Raw genomic sequence first — 14,439 nt, forward strand, 5'->3', positions numbered from 1 at the left:
GACATGGCGGTATCCAGAGTACCACGAGACACGTGGAACCTTGTGGGAACGAGCGGGGACCACCCCGTAAGCCTAAATACTCCTTAGTGACCGATAGCGCATAGTACTGTGAAGGAAAGGTGAAAAGGACCCCGGGAGGGGAGTGAAAGAGAACCTGAAACCCTGTGTTTACAAGCTGTGGAAGACCCTTAAGAGGTCAACCGCGTACTTTTTGTAGAACGGTCCGGCGAGTTGCCGGGTCTGGCGAGGTTAAGGACGCATACGTCCGGAGCCGAAGGGAAACCAAGTCTTAACAGGGCATTAAGTCAGACCAGGCAGACCCGAAACCGGGTGATCTACCCATGTCCAGGCTGAAGCCGCCGTAAAAGGCGATGGAGGGCCGAACGCACATCCGTTGAAAAGGGTGGCGATGAGGTGTGGGTAGGGGAGAAATTCCAATCGAACCCGGAGATAGCTGGTTCTCCTCGAAATAGCTTTAGGGCTAGCCTCGGTTTAGTCTCATGGAGGTAGAGCACTGAATTTCCTAGGGGGCGTCAAAGCTTACCGAAGAATATCAAACTCCGAATGCCATGGAGATGATGACCGGGAGTCAGACTGCACGAGATAAGTTGGGCAGTCAAAAGGGAAAGAGCCCAGACCTGCAGCTAAGGTCCCAAAGTGCGTGTTAAGTGGAAAAGGATGTGGGATTTCAAAGACAACCAGGATGTTGGCTCAGAAGCAGCCATACATTAAAAGAGTGCGTAATAGCTCACTGGTCGAGAGGTCCTGCGCCGAAAATGTCCGGGGCTAAAACACGCCGCCGAAGCTCAGGAATTGATGAATGTCAATTGGTAGAGGAGCATTGTTAACGAGAGGAAGCAGTACCGTAAGGAGCTGTGGATTGTTAAGAAGAGAGAATGCCGGAATGAGTAGCGAGAGGAAGGTGGGAATCCTTCCGGCCGAATATCTAAGGTTTCCAGGGTAAAGCTGATCTGCCCTGGGTAAGTCGGGACCTAAGGCGAGGCCGAGAGGCGTAGCCGATGGACAACAGGTTGAGATTCCTGTACTGCCGTATAACAGAACTGTGGGGACACGTGTGGAGAGCGGGAGCCGGAAATGGAAAAGCCGGTGCAAGCGAAGCAGGAGCAGGGGAGGCAAATCCCCCTTGCAATCCAAAGGCGTGATGCGTACCGAATTAGAGTAGGGAAGTCCGTGAGCCATGCGTCAAGAAAAGCCGCTATTGTTTATATGGTACCCGTACCGTAAACCGACACAGGTAGATGAGGAGAGAATCCTAAGGCCGACGGAAGAAGCATTGTTAAGGAACTCGGCAAAATGACCCCGTAACTTCGGGAGAAGGGGTGCCGGTGCGAACCGGCCGCAGAGAATAGGCTCAAGCAACTGTTTAGCAAAAACACAGGTCTATGCGAAACCGAAAGGTGAGGTATATGGGCTGACGCCTGCCCGGTGCTGGAAGGTTAAGGGGAGAGGTTAGCGGAAACGCGAAGCTTTGAACTTAAGCCCCAGTAAACGGCGGCCGTAACTATAACGGTCCTAAGGTAGCGAAATTCCTTGTCGGGTAAGTTCCGACCCGCACGAAAGGCGTAATGATTTGAGCGCTGTCTCAACAATGCATCCGGTGAAATTGAAGTGCCAGTGAAGATGCTGGCTACCCGCGCCAGGACGGAAAGACCCCATGGAGCTTTACTCCAGCTTGATACTGGGATTCGGTACTGCATGTACAGGATAGGCGGGAGGCTAGGAAATGGTGACGCCAGTTGCCATGGAGCCGCTGTTGGGATACCACCCTTGCAGTATTGGGTTTCTAACCAGCCGCCGTGAACCGGCGGTGGGACAATGTCAGGCGGGGAGTTTGACTGGGGCGGTCGCCTCCGAAAGGGTATCGGAGGCGCTCAAAGGTTCCCTCAGAATGATTGGAAACCATTCGAAGAGTGCAAAGGCAGAAGGGAGCTTGACTGTGACACCGACGGGTGGAGCAGGTACGAAAGTAGGACTTAGTGATCCGGTGGTATTAAGTGGGAATGCCATCGCTCAACGGATAAAAGCTACCCTGGGGATAACAGGCTTATCACTCCCAAGAGTTCACATCGACGGAGTGGTTTGGCACCTCGATGTCGGCTCATCGCATCCTGGGGCTGCAGCAGGTCCCAAGGGTTGGGCTGTTCGCCCATTAAAGCGGTACGCGAGCTGGGTTCAGAACGTCGTGAGACAGTTCGGTCCCTATCCGGCGTGGGCGCAGGATATTTGAGAGGAGCTGTCCTTAGTACGAGAGGACCGGGATGGACCGGCCGCTGGTGTATCTGCTGGCTTACCAAGGCCATGGCAGAGTAGCCAAGCCGGGACGGGATAAACGCTGAAGGCATCTAAGCGTGAAGCCCCCCTCAAGATGAGATATCCCATGCGAAAGCAGTAAGACCCCTTAAAGACGATAAGGTAGATAGGGCAGAGGTGGAAGTGCAGCAATGCATGGAGCTGACTGCTACTAATCGGTCGAGGGCTTGACCAGAGCGTCATAGGAAAGGAAGAACAAAGAAAACCAAGATGTGAGATAAATCAGTATATAGTTTTGAAGGTATATGTGATATACTTTATAGAAACAGTCTTTCTATTGATGAGAGGCTGTTTTTTTGATGCTATTTTTGACTTTGTAAAACTGCCCTTCAGTATTGTAGATTGGTGTTTTTAGAAAATCCAATTGTAATATCAACCCGGATTCGATATACTAAGAGGATAACATAAGCTTACGGGAGCCAGTAATGGAAAAAAGAACGGAATTCAATATAGAAATATCAAAGGAAAGTGTGTGTGCCTTTTTGGACGTGGGAAAAGACAGCCCGATGTACGAGGAGGTTCTGGAGGAGCTTGAAGAGATGCTGCCGGAGGCTTATGAGAAGATTAAACCAGTGGCCCTTCTGGAATTCGGAGATCTGGAAGGATACCCGGTGGAGGCCGACGGAAAACCGGTCAGAGAGGCTTTGTACGGGGTTCTTTCTATCGGAAGGGAGATGGGAGAATGGTCTGCAAGGCTTTTTGCCGAGGGAGATTATCTGAAAGGAATGCTGGCGGATGCCATTGCAGATGATTATCTTTTTCAGATGGATACGCAGCAGACGGAAAATGTGGTACGGCTTTGCAGGGAACAGGGAAAGGGAATCGCAGGGAGGGCGGAGGCGCCCCAGGATATTCCCATGAGCATTCAAAAAAAAGCTTACGATACGACACAGGCAGAGAAGGAGGGCATCGGCATCCGGGAAAGCTATATGTTCGATCCGGTGAAAACCGTCTGCCAGGTGTATCTTCTGGACGGGAATGTGAAGCGTTACCATCCGGAGCATGACTGCAGCAGGTGCGATAATCTCACCTGTAAGCATCGAAACCTGCCAGCCGTACAGGTGACGCTGCGGACAGGGGAGGAGGAGCGGAGTATCCGGGCCAGAAAGTCGGAAAGCCTTCTTCATATCTTTCAGGAGCACCATATCTATCTGCCGGCTGTCTGTGCCGGAAAGGGAACCTGCGGAAAGTGTAAGGTGCGGTTCCTGGAAGGAGCAGCAGAGCCGTCCAGGGAGGACGAAAAGTTTTTTACAGGGAAGGAATTGGCGGAGGGATGGAGGCTGGCCTGCAAAGCATATCCGCAAAAGGACTGCATTGTTTTGATGGAGCAGAAGGAAGAACGCTTTTATGTCCCGACTGATATGGAGGAGAAGGGAACAGATAGGAAGCCTATAAATGAACGGGAGCAAGAGGGGCTTTACGGAATTGCAGCAGATATCGGAACTACCACCATTGCCATGGAGCTGGTGGAGCTTCCGGGGGGGAGGGCTGTGGATGTTTATACGGCTATCAACCGGCAGCGTGCCTATGGAGCAGATGTAATCAGCCGTATTGAAGCATCCAATTCCGGCAGAGGAGAGGAACTGAAAAGAAGTATCCTGTCTGATCTGGAAAATGGAATCCGTGCGCTTGCAGAAAACAGTCAGGGAAAGATAAGCCGTATGGTCATCAGCGCCAATACGACCATGGTGCATCTGCTGATGGGGTATTCCTGTGAAACATTGGGGGTATATCCCTTTGTGCCGGTGAATCTTCAAACCATTCATACGACAGTCAGGGAACTGTTTGGAGATGCGTCCAGGGAAATGCAGGAATTTGAGATTATGATCTATCCGGGCATTTCTACTTATGTGGGCGGTGATATTACTGCCGGTCTTTTTGCGCTGGAATTCGGAAGCAGGGAAATGCCTTCCCTTCTGATTGATCTGGGAACCAACGGAGAGATGGCGGTCGGAAACAGGGAAAGGATTCTGACGGCATCTACGGCAGCAGGGCCGGCCTTTGAGGGGGGAAATATTGTCTGCGGAACAGGCAGCGTTCCCGGAGCAGTCTGCGGACTGACCATAGAGGGAGAAGACGTGTATCCGGAGACCATCGGAAGCGCAAGGCCTTCGGGAATCTGCGGAACGGGGGTTGTGGCTGCAGTCTATGAGCTTTTGAAGGAAGAGGCGGTAGATGAGACAGGGCGCATGGAGGATCCATGGTTTGAAGAAGGCTTTCTCATCGCCCGGGAAGGAAATATCCGCTTTTACCAGAAGGATGTCCGGGAGATTCAGCTGGCAAAATCCGCCGTGCGGGCAGGAATGGAAACACTGCTTCTGAAATACGGCATTACCTGCGATGAAGTGGAGCATATCTATATTGCCGGAGGCTTCGGCTGCCAGATGGACATTCATAAGGCTGTTGGGATCGGCCTTTTTCCGCCGGAATGCGAAGGGAAAATTGAGGCGGCGGGGAATACCAGCTTAAAAGGCGCAGTGAGGTATCTGCTTGACCCTTTGGCGGAGGGAGAGATAAAGAGGATTGCCAAGACAGCGGAGGAGGTTTCCCTTTCGGACAGCAAGGAGTTTCAGGAGTTTTATATGGAGTATCTGTCCTTTGGGGAAGCATAACAGCTTCTCTTTTCCGAGGGGATTGAAATAACATGTGATTTGTGGGATGATATATAGCACGAGGCAAATGAAATAGATACAGAGGTGTTAGAGATGTCAAAGATTCAGGAAGTTGCAGATGCCGTAGAGAGAGGAAAAGCGAAGCTGACGGCAGGACTTGTGAGGGAAGCTCTGAATGAAGGCTGCGATCCTACAGAAATTTTAAATAAGGGCATGGTTGGCGCCATGGGGGTAATCGGCGAAAGATTCAAAAACAACGAGATTTTTGTGACAGAGATGCTGGCAGCGGCCCGAGCTATGAAGAAGGGAGTAGAGGTGCTAAGGCCGCACCTGACGGCTGGAAGGGCAGCCTCTGCCGGGAAGATCATTCTGGGAACCGTGTCCGGAGACCTGCACGATATCGGAAAGAATCTGGTTGGAATGATGATTGAGAGCGTGGGCTTTGAGGTGATTGACTTAGGGATTGATGTTCCCATAGAGAGATTTATCAGGGGAGTTGAGGAGCATCCGGATGTGGTGCTGGTGGGCTGTTCCGCTTTGCTGACTACCACGCTGCAGTCCCTTCGGGATACCGTGGCGGCATTGAATGCCCAGCCTTTTCGCAGCCGAATCAAAATTATGGTAGGGGGCGCTCCGGTTACGCAGGCATTTGCAGACGAGATCGGGGCAGACGGCTACAGCGCAAATGCGGCGGAGGCGGCAGAGCTTGCGAAGAAACTGGCGGACATGCTGTAGCGGCTTTACCCTTTCGTGCTGTCGCACAGCGATTTTTAATAGGAAGAAGGGGGAGCTGTGTATCCGGAAACAGTTCTAAAAGGGGAATCGCATGATTATCATTGGTGAAAATTTAAACGGCTCCATTCCTTTTGTGGCAAGGGCCATTGCAGGGAAGGATGAGGACTGGATTAGGGCGCTTGTAAAAAAACAGGCAGATGCAGGAGCCGATTTTATTGATATCTGTGCCTATGTGGAATCAGGCGAAACAGAAACGATGGAATGGATGATCGGTTTGGCGGAAAGCGTAACAGAGATACCCATTTCCATTGACAGTCCTGACACAGAGGTATTGGCCAAGGCTTACAGACAGGTCAAAAGACCGGGCCTTTTTAACTCTGTATCTATGGAAAAAAAGAAACGGATAGACCAAATATTCTGTATTATGAGGGAAAATCCGGGATGGAAGGTGATTGCCATGCTCTGCGATGATTCCGGTATCCCAAGGTCTGCTGCAAAGCGGCTGAAGATATTTGACGCAATTATGGAAAAGGCTGCGTTCTATGGGATCACCCCGGACAGAATTTATATCGATCCCATTATTGAAGCGGCAGCTCTGATGGATCCGGAGATGGAGGACGGCCCGGGAATCGCTGTGAACAAAAAGGTCATTGAAACGATCCGCAGAAGATGCCCGGCCGTGCATATTACTTCAGCCGTGAGCAATATATCCCACAGTCTGCCCGCCCGGCGCTATATGAATTACAGCTTTATCGTCCTGGCATTGTCCTACGGGTTAGACAGCGCAATCCTGGATCCGCTGGATCCGGGTATGCCTGGCATTATCAAGGCTTCGGAGGTGCTTCTGGGACTTCCGGGAGCGGTTTTGGAACAGCTTTCGGATGCGGTAAAAGAGAACTGCCTGCAAAAGAGCGGATTTCCAAAGCTTAAGGGCTTCGAAGAGGAAGAGGGCCGTAAGGCCCTGGAACTGGCAATGACAGTGCTTGCCATGGGCGCCGGGGCAGAGAATGTGAAGCCGCCTTTAAAAAACCGGGATCTGGCCGGGATGGTATATGCGGCACGGGCGCTGCTTGGATGGGAGGAGGAAGGCTGCTGTCTGGAATACATTGAGGCATACAGGGAAGGCCTTTTTGGCGGATCGGTATAAGGATTACGGCCGAACGAGACAGAGAAATTCCTGCAGCTCCTCCAGATTCATGGCAGACCCCATATTCTGTATGATGATGATAAACCCGGCTGCCAGCATAAGAAGGCTCAGGCCGATGACGCCTACGATGGTAAGCACCAGGCAAAGATCCGAACGCTTTTTGAGACATCCCGAGGATTTGCACAGAAGGTAGCTTCCGGCAAAGAGAAGGACAGGGGCCAGACAGCCGACGATCAGATAAGAGCCAAGGCTCAAACGGAGCATGGAAGGCTCCATCAGGAGCGCAGCCGCTTGTTCTGCTTCCCCGGTTACTTCGCCGGCGCCGGAGAGACTTGCCAGAAAGGAAAGGCTGTTGTTGATAAAATGAAACAGAGCCGGGAGGATCATATTGTTGGTTTTGCGCATAATGTAAGCCAGGCCCATGCCCAGAAGAGCAGTAGGCAGGAAACGATAGGGATCCAGATGGAACAATCCGAAGATCAGCCCGATACACAGAACTACAGCCCAGTCCTTTTTGAGCCCCCGGAAGGTATGCATGATAAATCCCCGGTGCATGGCCTCCTCGCAGATGGCCGGGGACACGGCTACAACCAGGAAGGAGAAAAATGCCGGTATGGAGGAAAACATCGAGCTCATACTGGAACTGATATCCAGAAAGCCCTCGGGAAACAGCATCATGGAAACCAGCGTCACAAGCATTACGACTAGAAAACAGCCGCCCCAGATAAGGATGGTTCCCATAATCTGTCCAAACCGCGGAAGCCGGATGGGAAATACCTCCCGGAAGCTCTGCCTGGTGATACGGACTGCCAGCAAAGTGACAGCCAGAAGCCCAAGCTCCGTCAGAAGAAGCCCTGTCATGCCGAAATGAAGCTGCAAAGGGGCGAATACAAAGAGAAACAAAAGCATAATGATCAAAAACAGGCCGATTCCGTGAAGGGGATTCAGGCGCGGCCGTTCTTCTTCAAAAAAATTCATATGACAAACCTCCCATATTGAAAAATCTTTTTCTATTATTCTAACAAAATATGCCCCATTGTGCAATAAAATATGGCCCTTGACAGGCATCCTGTGAAAAACCTGTGATATCTGATTTTGCTCTATGGTCATTTTCCCCAAAATATGATAGACTTGTATTATTATAGAGAAGTGCCAACTGATTGAGAATGGTTTTCAGAATAAAAGTCGAGGGAGAGCAGGAATGGAACAGGAACTACTCCAACAGGAAATCGATACATACAGGGAAAAGGTGAAGCAATGCAGATCCAAGGAAGAGGTGTGGCAGATCAAAGAGGATTATGAGGATGCGCTGTTTCTTGGAATCAGTGTGGTGGAGAGCAATTCCGTACTGTCTCTGGAACAGAAACTGGAATTTACCGTGATTAAGGATACCAAGCTGTCTATGATGGCCGAGATGATAGAGGAATTTACAAGGACGCCGGAGTATGAGGCTCTGCCGGATCAGGCGGAGGATATCAAAGAATCAGGGAATCCCTCGGAAGAAGCCGCGCCTATGACGGCGGAGGAAGAGCTGAAGCTGAAACAGATAAAGCGGGCCAAGGCTGTGAGCAGCTATGTGGGCAGCCGGAAGGGGGAAGACAGCCAGGAGCCGGCCCCCTTTGAAGCAAAGGGATAAAAAGCAGGAGTGGAAATTCATATGAGGAGTGAGCGAAAAAGATGATTGCAGTCATTGATTATGATGCGGGCAACCTAAAAAGCGTGGAAAAAGCCCTTCTGTCTCTGGGACAGGAGACCCTTGTGACAAGGGATCGGCAGGAGCTTTTGGGAGCGGACAAGGTGATTCTTCCCGGAGTAGGGAACTTTGGGGATGCCATGGGAAAGCTTCGGGCCTACGGCCTGGAGCCTGTGATACAGGAGATCGCAAAGAGAAGGATTCCTTTCTTAGGCATCTGCCTGGGCCTTCAGCTGCTTTTTGAGGAGAGTGAGGAGGCTCCCGGCGTGCCGGGGCTTGGGATTCTGAAAGGGAAGATCTTACGGATTCCGGCAGAGGAAGGGCTTAAGATTCCTCATATCGGGTGGAATTCCCTGGCACTTCAGAATAAAGGAAAGCTGTTTGAGGGACTTGAGGAAGAGCCTTATGTGTATTTTGTCCATTCCTATTATCTAAAGGCGGAGGACGAATCCATTGTAAAGGCAGTTACGGAATACGGAACCCGGATTCATGCGTCGGTAGAGCAGGACAATGTGTTTGCCTGCCAGTTTCATCCGGAGAAGAGCAGCAGTACCGGGCTGCAGATATTGAAAAACTTTGCAGATCTGTGAGAAGGGATTTCGTTTGGCTGTGGAATGGACGCATTGGAGGCGGAATATTTTCACAGAAAGCTGGAGGGCTTCGTGATGTTTACAAAGAGAATCATTCCTTGTCTGGACGTACATGCCGGACGGGTGGTAAAGGGTGTTAATTTTGTGAATCTTAAGGACGCCGGGGATCCGGTGGAGATTGCGGCGGCCTATGATAAGGCCGGGGCGGATGAGGTGGTATTCTTAGATATTACGGCAAGCTCCGATTCCCGGAATACCGTGGCAGATATGGTGCGCAAGGTGGCGGAGAAGGTATTTATTCCTTTTACGGTGGGAGGAGGCATCCGTACCGTGGAGGACTTTCGAGCGCTGCTTCGGGAGGGAGCGGATAAGATTTCCGTGAATTCTGCAGCAATTATGCGGCCGGAGCTTATAAGCGAGGCGGCGGACAAGTTCGGAAGCCAGTGCGTGGTGGTGGCCATTGACGCCAAGCGAAGAGCTGACGGAAGCGGATGGAATATCTACAAGAACGGCGGCCGGGTGGATATGGGCCTGGATGCGGTAGAGTGGGCTATGAAGGTGGAGCGTCTGGGAGCCGGGGAGATACTGCTGACCAGTATGGACTGCGATGGGACAAAGGCGGGGTATGACATAGAGCTGACCCGTACCGTTGCGGAGCATGTGTCGATTCCGGTGATTGCCTCCGGCGGAGCAGGGACGAAGGAGCATTTTCTGGAGGCGCTGGCGGAGGGAAAGGCCGACGCGGTGCTGGCGGCTTCGCTGTTTCATTATAAAGAGCTGGAGATTCGGGAACTGAAAGAATACTTGAGAGAACACCAGGTTCCGGTGCGGCTGTAGCAGAGCGTGCTTACAGCGGAAGAACGGCGGTATCTTCTATATTAATATGCAGATATCATTACGGCAGAAATGAAAAAAGAACAGGAGATAAGGATTATGGGAATGATTGAGAATGATTGGCTGGAGCCCTTAAACCCGGAATTTCGCAAGCCCTATTATGCGGAATTGTTCAAGTTCGTGAAGGAGGAATACGCTTCAAGGAAGGTATTTCCCCCGGCGGATGATATTTTCAATGCCTTTCATCTGACGCCCCTCCATGAGGTGAAGGTGGTGATTCTGGGACAGGATCCCTACCACAACGACGGACAGGCTCACGGGCTCTGCTTTTCCGTGAAGCCGGATGTGGACGTGCCGCCCTCCCTGGTGAATATTTACCAGGAGCTTCACGACGATCTGGGGTGCTACATCCCCAACAACGGCTATCTCACTAAGTGGGCGAAGCAGGGGGTGCTGATGCTCAATACGGTTCTGACCGTCCGGGCCCATCAGGCCAATTCCCATAGGGGAAAGGGCTGGGAGGAGTTCACGGACGCTGCTATCCGGGTTCTGGATGGGCAGGACAGGCCGATTGTATTTATTCTGTGGGGAAGCCCGGCACAGAAAAAGGCGGCTATGCTGCACAATTCCAGGCACCTTATTTTGAAAGCGCCCCATCCAAGCCCATTGTCTGCTTACCGGGGATTTTTCGGCAGCAGGCCCTTCAGCCAGACCAATGAGTTTCTGAAAGAGAACGGGCTGGAGCCCATTGACTGGCAGATTGAGAATGTGTGAGCGGGGACGGATGGATTGGAGCCAAAGACCCCTGGATTGATGGGGAATCAATCGGAACTGCATACGAGAGAGAACAGGCTGTAAGCTTTTTGGAGACTGCCCTCAATGAAGAAAGGAACACGTAAGCGACCTTCTTCGTTGAGGGCTTTTTTTGTCGAAAAAACAGGGACAAATCCTTATGGGAGGCTCCTCCATTTGACATATTCTGCATAGGCTTTTCCCTATAATGAAGAACAGAAAGAAGGTGGACTGTGTACTATGAATTGTACCTGGATGTGCTGTTTCTTGAGAATCTTCTGGCAGATTACCTGCTCCTTAGCCTCTTAAGGTGGATTCTGAAATGTCCGGCCAGACGGCTAAGAAGGCTTCTTGGGGCTGCCATCGGGAGCGCCGGAGTGTGTGGATTGTATGTATGTTCCATGGAAAGCACTTTTTTCGGACAGCTGCTCATCTATGTCATATTCAGCACAGTTATGGTAAAAATCGGACTTGGTATCAAGGACCTGCGTACTGTCAAAAAGGCAGTGGCCCTGTTGTACATATGCAGCTTTCTGCTGGGAGGGATTTACCAGTGGGTGCAGAGCCGGCTGAAGCTTCCCTTATATCCCTTTGCCGGCTTTACGCTTATCAGTTACTGGATCCTTTCCGCCTGTATGGGCTGGCTGCTGGGATTTCGGGAACGCATGGCGGATGTCTTTGAAGGGGAACTGGGGTATCACGGAAGAACCATTCATGTAAAGGGACTGCTGGACACGGGCAACCATCTTAGGGATCCTGTTTTTGGGAAGCCGGTGAGCATTCTCACAGAAAACCGGAAGTGGGAGCTGTGCGGCGGTGAGGAGCCTCTGTACCAGATGATTCCCTTTCACAGCCTTGGAGAGCCAAATGGCATACTGCCGGCTTTTTTTGCGGATGTTCTGTACATTTACCAAAAGGACGGCAGCAGAAAGCAGATTGAGCGCCCTCTCATAGGGATTACAAAAGAACCACTTTCTTCCCAAATGGATTATGACATGATAGCACATCCGGAGCTGTTGGAATGACAAGGCGTCCGGAGGACGAGAACAATTGCAGGAGGAAACAAATAATTATGCTGATTAAAGTGGCAATTCCAAACCAGGTACAGTTAAAATTAGTCCCGAATTTTTCCACGATGTTTGTGGGAAAACAGAATGACGTTCATTATATCGGAGGAGCAGAGGTCCTTCCGGCCCCTTTGGAGGCGGACGCAGAGGCAAGAGCTATCCAGGAGCTAGGCACCGAGGCCGGAAATGCGGCCCGTTCCCTTCTGATTGAACATAATCTCCGCCTGGTGGTATACATAGCAAAGAAGTTTGACAATACAGGCGTCGGGGTGGAGGATTTGATTTCCATCGGAACCATCGGCCTTATCAAGGCGATCAACACCTTTAACAGCGGTAAAAATATTAAGCTGGCTACCTATGCCTCCCGGTGTATTGAAAATGAGATTCTGATGTATCTCAGGCGGAATAACAAGACCCGTATGGAGGTGTCCATCGACGAGCCTCTCAACGTGGACTGGGACGGAAATGAGCTGCTTTTGTCGGATATCCTCGGAACAGACGAGGACGTGATATACCGTGATATTGAAAATGAGATGGAGCGGAAGCTTCTGGATAAGGCAATCCAGAAGCTGTCGGACCGGGAACGGACGATTGTGGAGCTCCGCTTCGGCCTTAAGAATCCCATGGGGCAGGAGATGACCCAGAAGGAGGTTGCGGATCTTCTTGGGATCTCGCAATCTTATATATCCAGGCTGGAGAAGAAGATTATACGGAGGCTGAAGAAGGAGATTTTGAAGTATGAGTAGCGAGAACGAGATTGGGGGGATTGTAAAGATTTAAGAAGCTAGTATTGCTGAAAAAAAAGGGAGCTGCGGCGTCTATCGGCCGCAGCTCCTTATTCGTATGGCGGAAAAAGTTTAATCGGTATATGGGGAGGTGCACCTGGCCCATTGCTGGCAAAAATAAAAAGACGGTTGACAAGCACCATCTTTGCAGGAAGATTTTAGGAATATTTCTTCGTAGAGCATCTTACTCTACGTAAATAAAAATCAAATACCTCTGTTTCAACGTTTCTTATTATAACCAAATTCTTAAAACATTTCAATATAAATCGTAATTTTCTTTCGAAACCGCATAGTAAATGTAAATATATAACATTTTTTTACTATTCCTCGGTTTTCATGGGTGCAGTATTCTGAAATATTCCAAAACCATCTTACATTTATTTCCTCTTTTATACTTTATCTGTTCCGCGTTTTCGTAGAGTAAGATGCTCTACGAAAAAATCATCTGTTTTATCGTTGATTCCGGCACAGTGAGCCCGGTTTGTGAAGAAGGGAGTCTTTGCTATCTGGTACGTACTTTATTGTCCTAATCAAAAGGAAGAGGAAGCGCTCTATGCCTGTAAAAGACATCTGACAGGTGAGGCGCTTGCAGACGCTTTTGTGTTTACTTATGATTGTATGCGCCGCTACGGAGGCGCATGGCATCTGGAACGGCAGCCCCTGTTTCCCCACTATCTTTTTTTAGAAAGCAGGAATGAGGAGAAGCTTCAGGAAGAACTGAGGCAGTATTCCCAGGTGCTTTCTGTGTTCGAGAGCGACGGGAAGCTGGTGAGGGTGGAGCCGGAGGAAGAGGAGCTTCTGCGGATGCTCTGCGGAGCAGGCCATCATTCACGGATGTCACGGGGATATATCCGGGACGGACAGACTGTTGTGACGGAAGGGCCTTTGAGAGGAAGAGAGAATCTCATCCGGAAGATTGACCGCCACAAAAGGATTGCCCGGGTGGGTATGCCCTCTGTGGGACGGTTTCGGGAGATGCAGGTGGGGCTGGAGATTGTGGCGAAGAGTTAATGGCAATGGTCAGTTCACTGATATAACATTGGATGCCTTGATATGAACAATTTTTCAAGATTCATGTAATTTCGTATTAGAGAAAAAGTATCATACCTGTTTTACAGTTTTAGACTGCGGAGCAGGTAGAAGTGCGTTATAAGATAGGAAAAGATTCGAGGTATATGCCGCGAAGCGGCGAAGCATACCCTTTTTTGTATGCTGCAAACATTCCAGAAAGTATATTTTGGAAGTTTGCAGTATTTGGTTGACAGAGAGTTACAGGATTATGGAACTGGTGCAGGAGGAATTAAAAATATGTGGTATGCCATACAGACTATCACAGGAAATGAAGAAGAGGCGGCAGAGGGTATCAAAAAGATGGTGGATGCGGAGAGTTATGAGGACTGTTTCCTGCTGAAACGGGAAGCCGTCTGGCGTATTCAGGGGATCTGCAGAGTTCATGTGGAACGCTTGTTTCCCGGATATGTGTTTATAAGCACGCAGCATCCAAAGGAAGTATATCAGCAGTTGAAACGAGTTTCTTCCTATACAAAGGTGCTGGGAAAAGAGGGGGAGGAATTTTATCCGGTTTCAAAAGAAGAAGAGGAATTTTTAAAGGATCTGCTGAATGGGGATGAGGATTATACGGTACGCCTTTCCCCAGCGGAAGTGGATGAACAGAGAAATATTATAGCCTGCAAAGGGCCTTTACAGAAATATCTGGATCGGGTGGTAAAGAAGCGGATTCGTCTGCGGTATGTGATTATCCGGGTACATTTATTTGGAAGGGATCGGGAGATTCTGATGGGACTCCGGCTTAATGGGGATTAGATGAATACGAAAGACCAGGCAGAAGCTGT

Annotated in this window: 12 protein-coding genes and 1 rRNA gene (1 of these 13 only partly in view); 12 read left to right on the plus strand and 1 reads right to left on the minus strand. The window is 50.2% G+C overall.

All coding sequences use genetic code 11. The features are described 5' to 3' along the window. The 4 genes from VV089_RS04675 to VV089_RS04690 form a co-directional block, all read left to right on the plus strand. A 23S ribosomal RNA gene (locus VV089_RS04675) occupies nucleotides 1-2,507 on the plus strand; it begins 387 nt to the left of the window's first position. Between the two features lie 249 nt (nucleotides 2,508-2,756). Further along, the gene (locus VV089_RS04680; RefSeq protein ID WP_334335112.1) at nucleotides 2,757-4,943 is read left to right on the plus strand and encodes an ASKHA domain-containing protein; all 2,187 of its coding nucleotides are present in this window, start codon (nucleotides 2,757-2,759) and stop codon (nucleotides 4,941-4,943) included. Nucleotides 4,944-5,036: 93 nt separating this feature from the next. Then, complete coding sequence (locus VV089_RS04685) at nucleotides 5,037-5,678, plus strand: corrinoid protein (protein WP_172544656.1); 642 nt, start codon at nucleotides 5,037-5,039, stop codon at nucleotides 5,676-5,678. 91 nt (nucleotides 5,679-5,769) lie between these two features. Next, complete coding sequence (locus VV089_RS04690; protein ID WP_172544657.1) at nucleotides 5,770-6,825, plus strand: dihydropteroate synthase; 1,056 nt, start codon at nucleotides 5,770-5,772, stop codon at nucleotides 6,823-6,825. A 3-nt stretch (nucleotides 6,826-6,828) separates the two neighbouring features. Here VV089_RS04690 and VV089_RS04695 read toward each other — a convergent pair whose 3' ends face one another. Further along, nucleotides 6,829-7,803 (minus strand): CPBP family intramembrane glutamic endopeptidase, encoded by a 975-nt coding sequence (locus tag VV089_RS04695; RefSeq protein WP_334335113.1) that lies wholly within the window; start codon nucleotides 7,801-7,803, stop codon nucleotides 6,829-6,831. A 223-nt stretch (nucleotides 7,804-8,026) separates the two neighbouring features. Between VV089_RS04695 and VV089_RS04700 the strand changes: the two genes are divergently transcribed. The 8 genes from VV089_RS04700 to VV089_RS04735 all read left to right on the plus strand — a co-directional run bounded on the left by VV089_RS04700 (nucleotide 8,027) and on the right by VV089_RS04735 (nucleotide 14,410). Continuing rightward, the gene (locus VV089_RS04700; protein WP_172544659.1) at nucleotides 8,027-8,461 is read left to right on the plus strand and encodes a hypothetical protein; all 435 of its coding nucleotides are present in this window, start codon (nucleotides 8,027-8,029) and stop codon (nucleotides 8,459-8,461) included. 41 nt (nucleotides 8,462-8,502) lie between these two features. Next, nucleotides 8,503-9,108 carry an imidazole glycerol phosphate synthase subunit HisH gene (gene hisH, locus VV089_RS04705; protein WP_334335114.1) on the plus strand — a complete coding sequence of 202 codons (606 nt, stop codon included), beginning with the start codon at nucleotides 8,503-8,505 and terminating at the stop codon, nucleotides 9,106-9,108. 75 nt (nucleotides 9,109-9,183) lie between these two features. Beyond that, entirely contained in the window at nucleotides 9,184-9,945 is a 762-nt protein-coding gene (gene hisF / locus VV089_RS04710; RefSeq protein ID WP_334335115.1) for an imidazole glycerol phosphate synthase subunit HisF, read from the plus strand. A gap of 96 nt (nucleotides 9,946-10,041) precedes the next feature. Next, nucleotides 10,042-10,716 carry a uracil-DNA glycosylase gene (locus tag VV089_RS04715; protein ID WP_334335116.1) on the plus strand — a complete coding sequence of 225 codons (675 nt, stop codon included), beginning with the start codon at nucleotides 10,042-10,044 and terminating at the stop codon, nucleotides 10,714-10,716. A 251-nt stretch (nucleotides 10,717-10,967) separates the two neighbouring features. Continuing rightward, entirely contained in the window at nucleotides 10,968-11,759 is a 792-nt protein-coding gene (locus VV089_RS04720; RefSeq protein WP_334335117.1) for a sigma-E processing peptidase SpoIIGA, read from the plus strand. A 47-nt stretch (nucleotides 11,760-11,806) separates the two neighbouring features. Continuing rightward, the gene (gene sigE / locus VV089_RS04725) at nucleotides 11,807-12,547 is read left to right on the plus strand and encodes an RNA polymerase sporulation sigma factor SigE (protein WP_172544664.1); all 741 of its coding nucleotides are present in this window, start codon (nucleotides 11,807-11,809) and stop codon (nucleotides 12,545-12,547) included. A 522-nt stretch (nucleotides 12,548-13,069) separates the two neighbouring features. After that, nucleotides 13,070-13,597, plus strand: coding sequence for an antiterminator LoaP (loaP, locus tag VV089_RS04730; protein WP_334335118.1), 528 nt, complete (start codon nucleotides 13,070-13,072; stop codon nucleotides 13,595-13,597). A gap of 297 nt (nucleotides 13,598-13,894) precedes the next feature. Next, entirely contained in the window at nucleotides 13,895-14,410 is a 516-nt protein-coding gene (locus tag VV089_RS04735) for a transcription termination/antitermination NusG family protein (protein ID WP_334335119.1), read from the plus strand. Nucleotides 14,411-14,439 lie beyond the last annotated feature (29 nt).

This window comes from Candidatus Merdisoma sp. JLR.KK011 (assembly GCF_036941125.1).
In the GTDB taxonomy this organism is placed as follows: domain Bacteria; phylum Bacillota; class Clostridia; order Lachnospirales; family Lachnospiraceae; genus Laedolimicola.

Coding starts and splice junctions, on each gene's coding strand:
- VV089_RS04715 (WP_334335116.1), top strand. CDS start 10,042: ATGGGAATGATTGAGAATGATTGGCTGGAGCCCTTAAACCCGGAATTT.
- VV089_RS04700 (WP_172544659.1), top strand. CDS start 8,027: ATGGAACAGGAACTACTCCAACAGGAAATCGATACATACAGGGAAAAG.
- VV089_RS04695 (WP_334335113.1), bottom strand. CDS start 7,803: ATGAATTTTTTTGAAGAAGAACGGCCGCGCCTGAATCCCCTTCACGGA.
- VV089_RS04690 (WP_172544657.1), top strand. CDS start 5,770: ATGATTATCATTGGTGAAAATTTAAACGGCTCCATTCCTTTTGTGGCA.
- hisH (WP_334335114.1), top strand. CDS start 8,503: ATGATTGCAGTCATTGATTATGATGCGGGCAACCTAAAAAGCGTGGAA.
- VV089_RS04685 (WP_172544656.1), top strand. CDS start 5,037: ATGTCAAAGATTCAGGAAGTTGCAGATGCCGTAGAGAGAGGAAAAGCG.
- VV089_RS04735 (WP_334335119.1), top strand. CDS start 13,895: ATGTGGTATGCCATACAGACTATCACAGGAAATGAAGAAGAGGCGGCA.
- hisF (WP_334335115.1), top strand. CDS start 9,184: ATGTTTACAAAGAGAATCATTCCTTGTCTGGACGTACATGCCGGACGG.
- sigE (WP_172544664.1), top strand. CDS start 11,807: ATGCTGATTAAAGTGGCAATTCCAAACCAGGTACAGTTAAAATTAGTC.
- VV089_RS04680 (WP_334335112.1), top strand. CDS start 2,757: ATGGAAAAAAGAACGGAATTCAATATAGAAATATCAAAGGAAAGTGTG.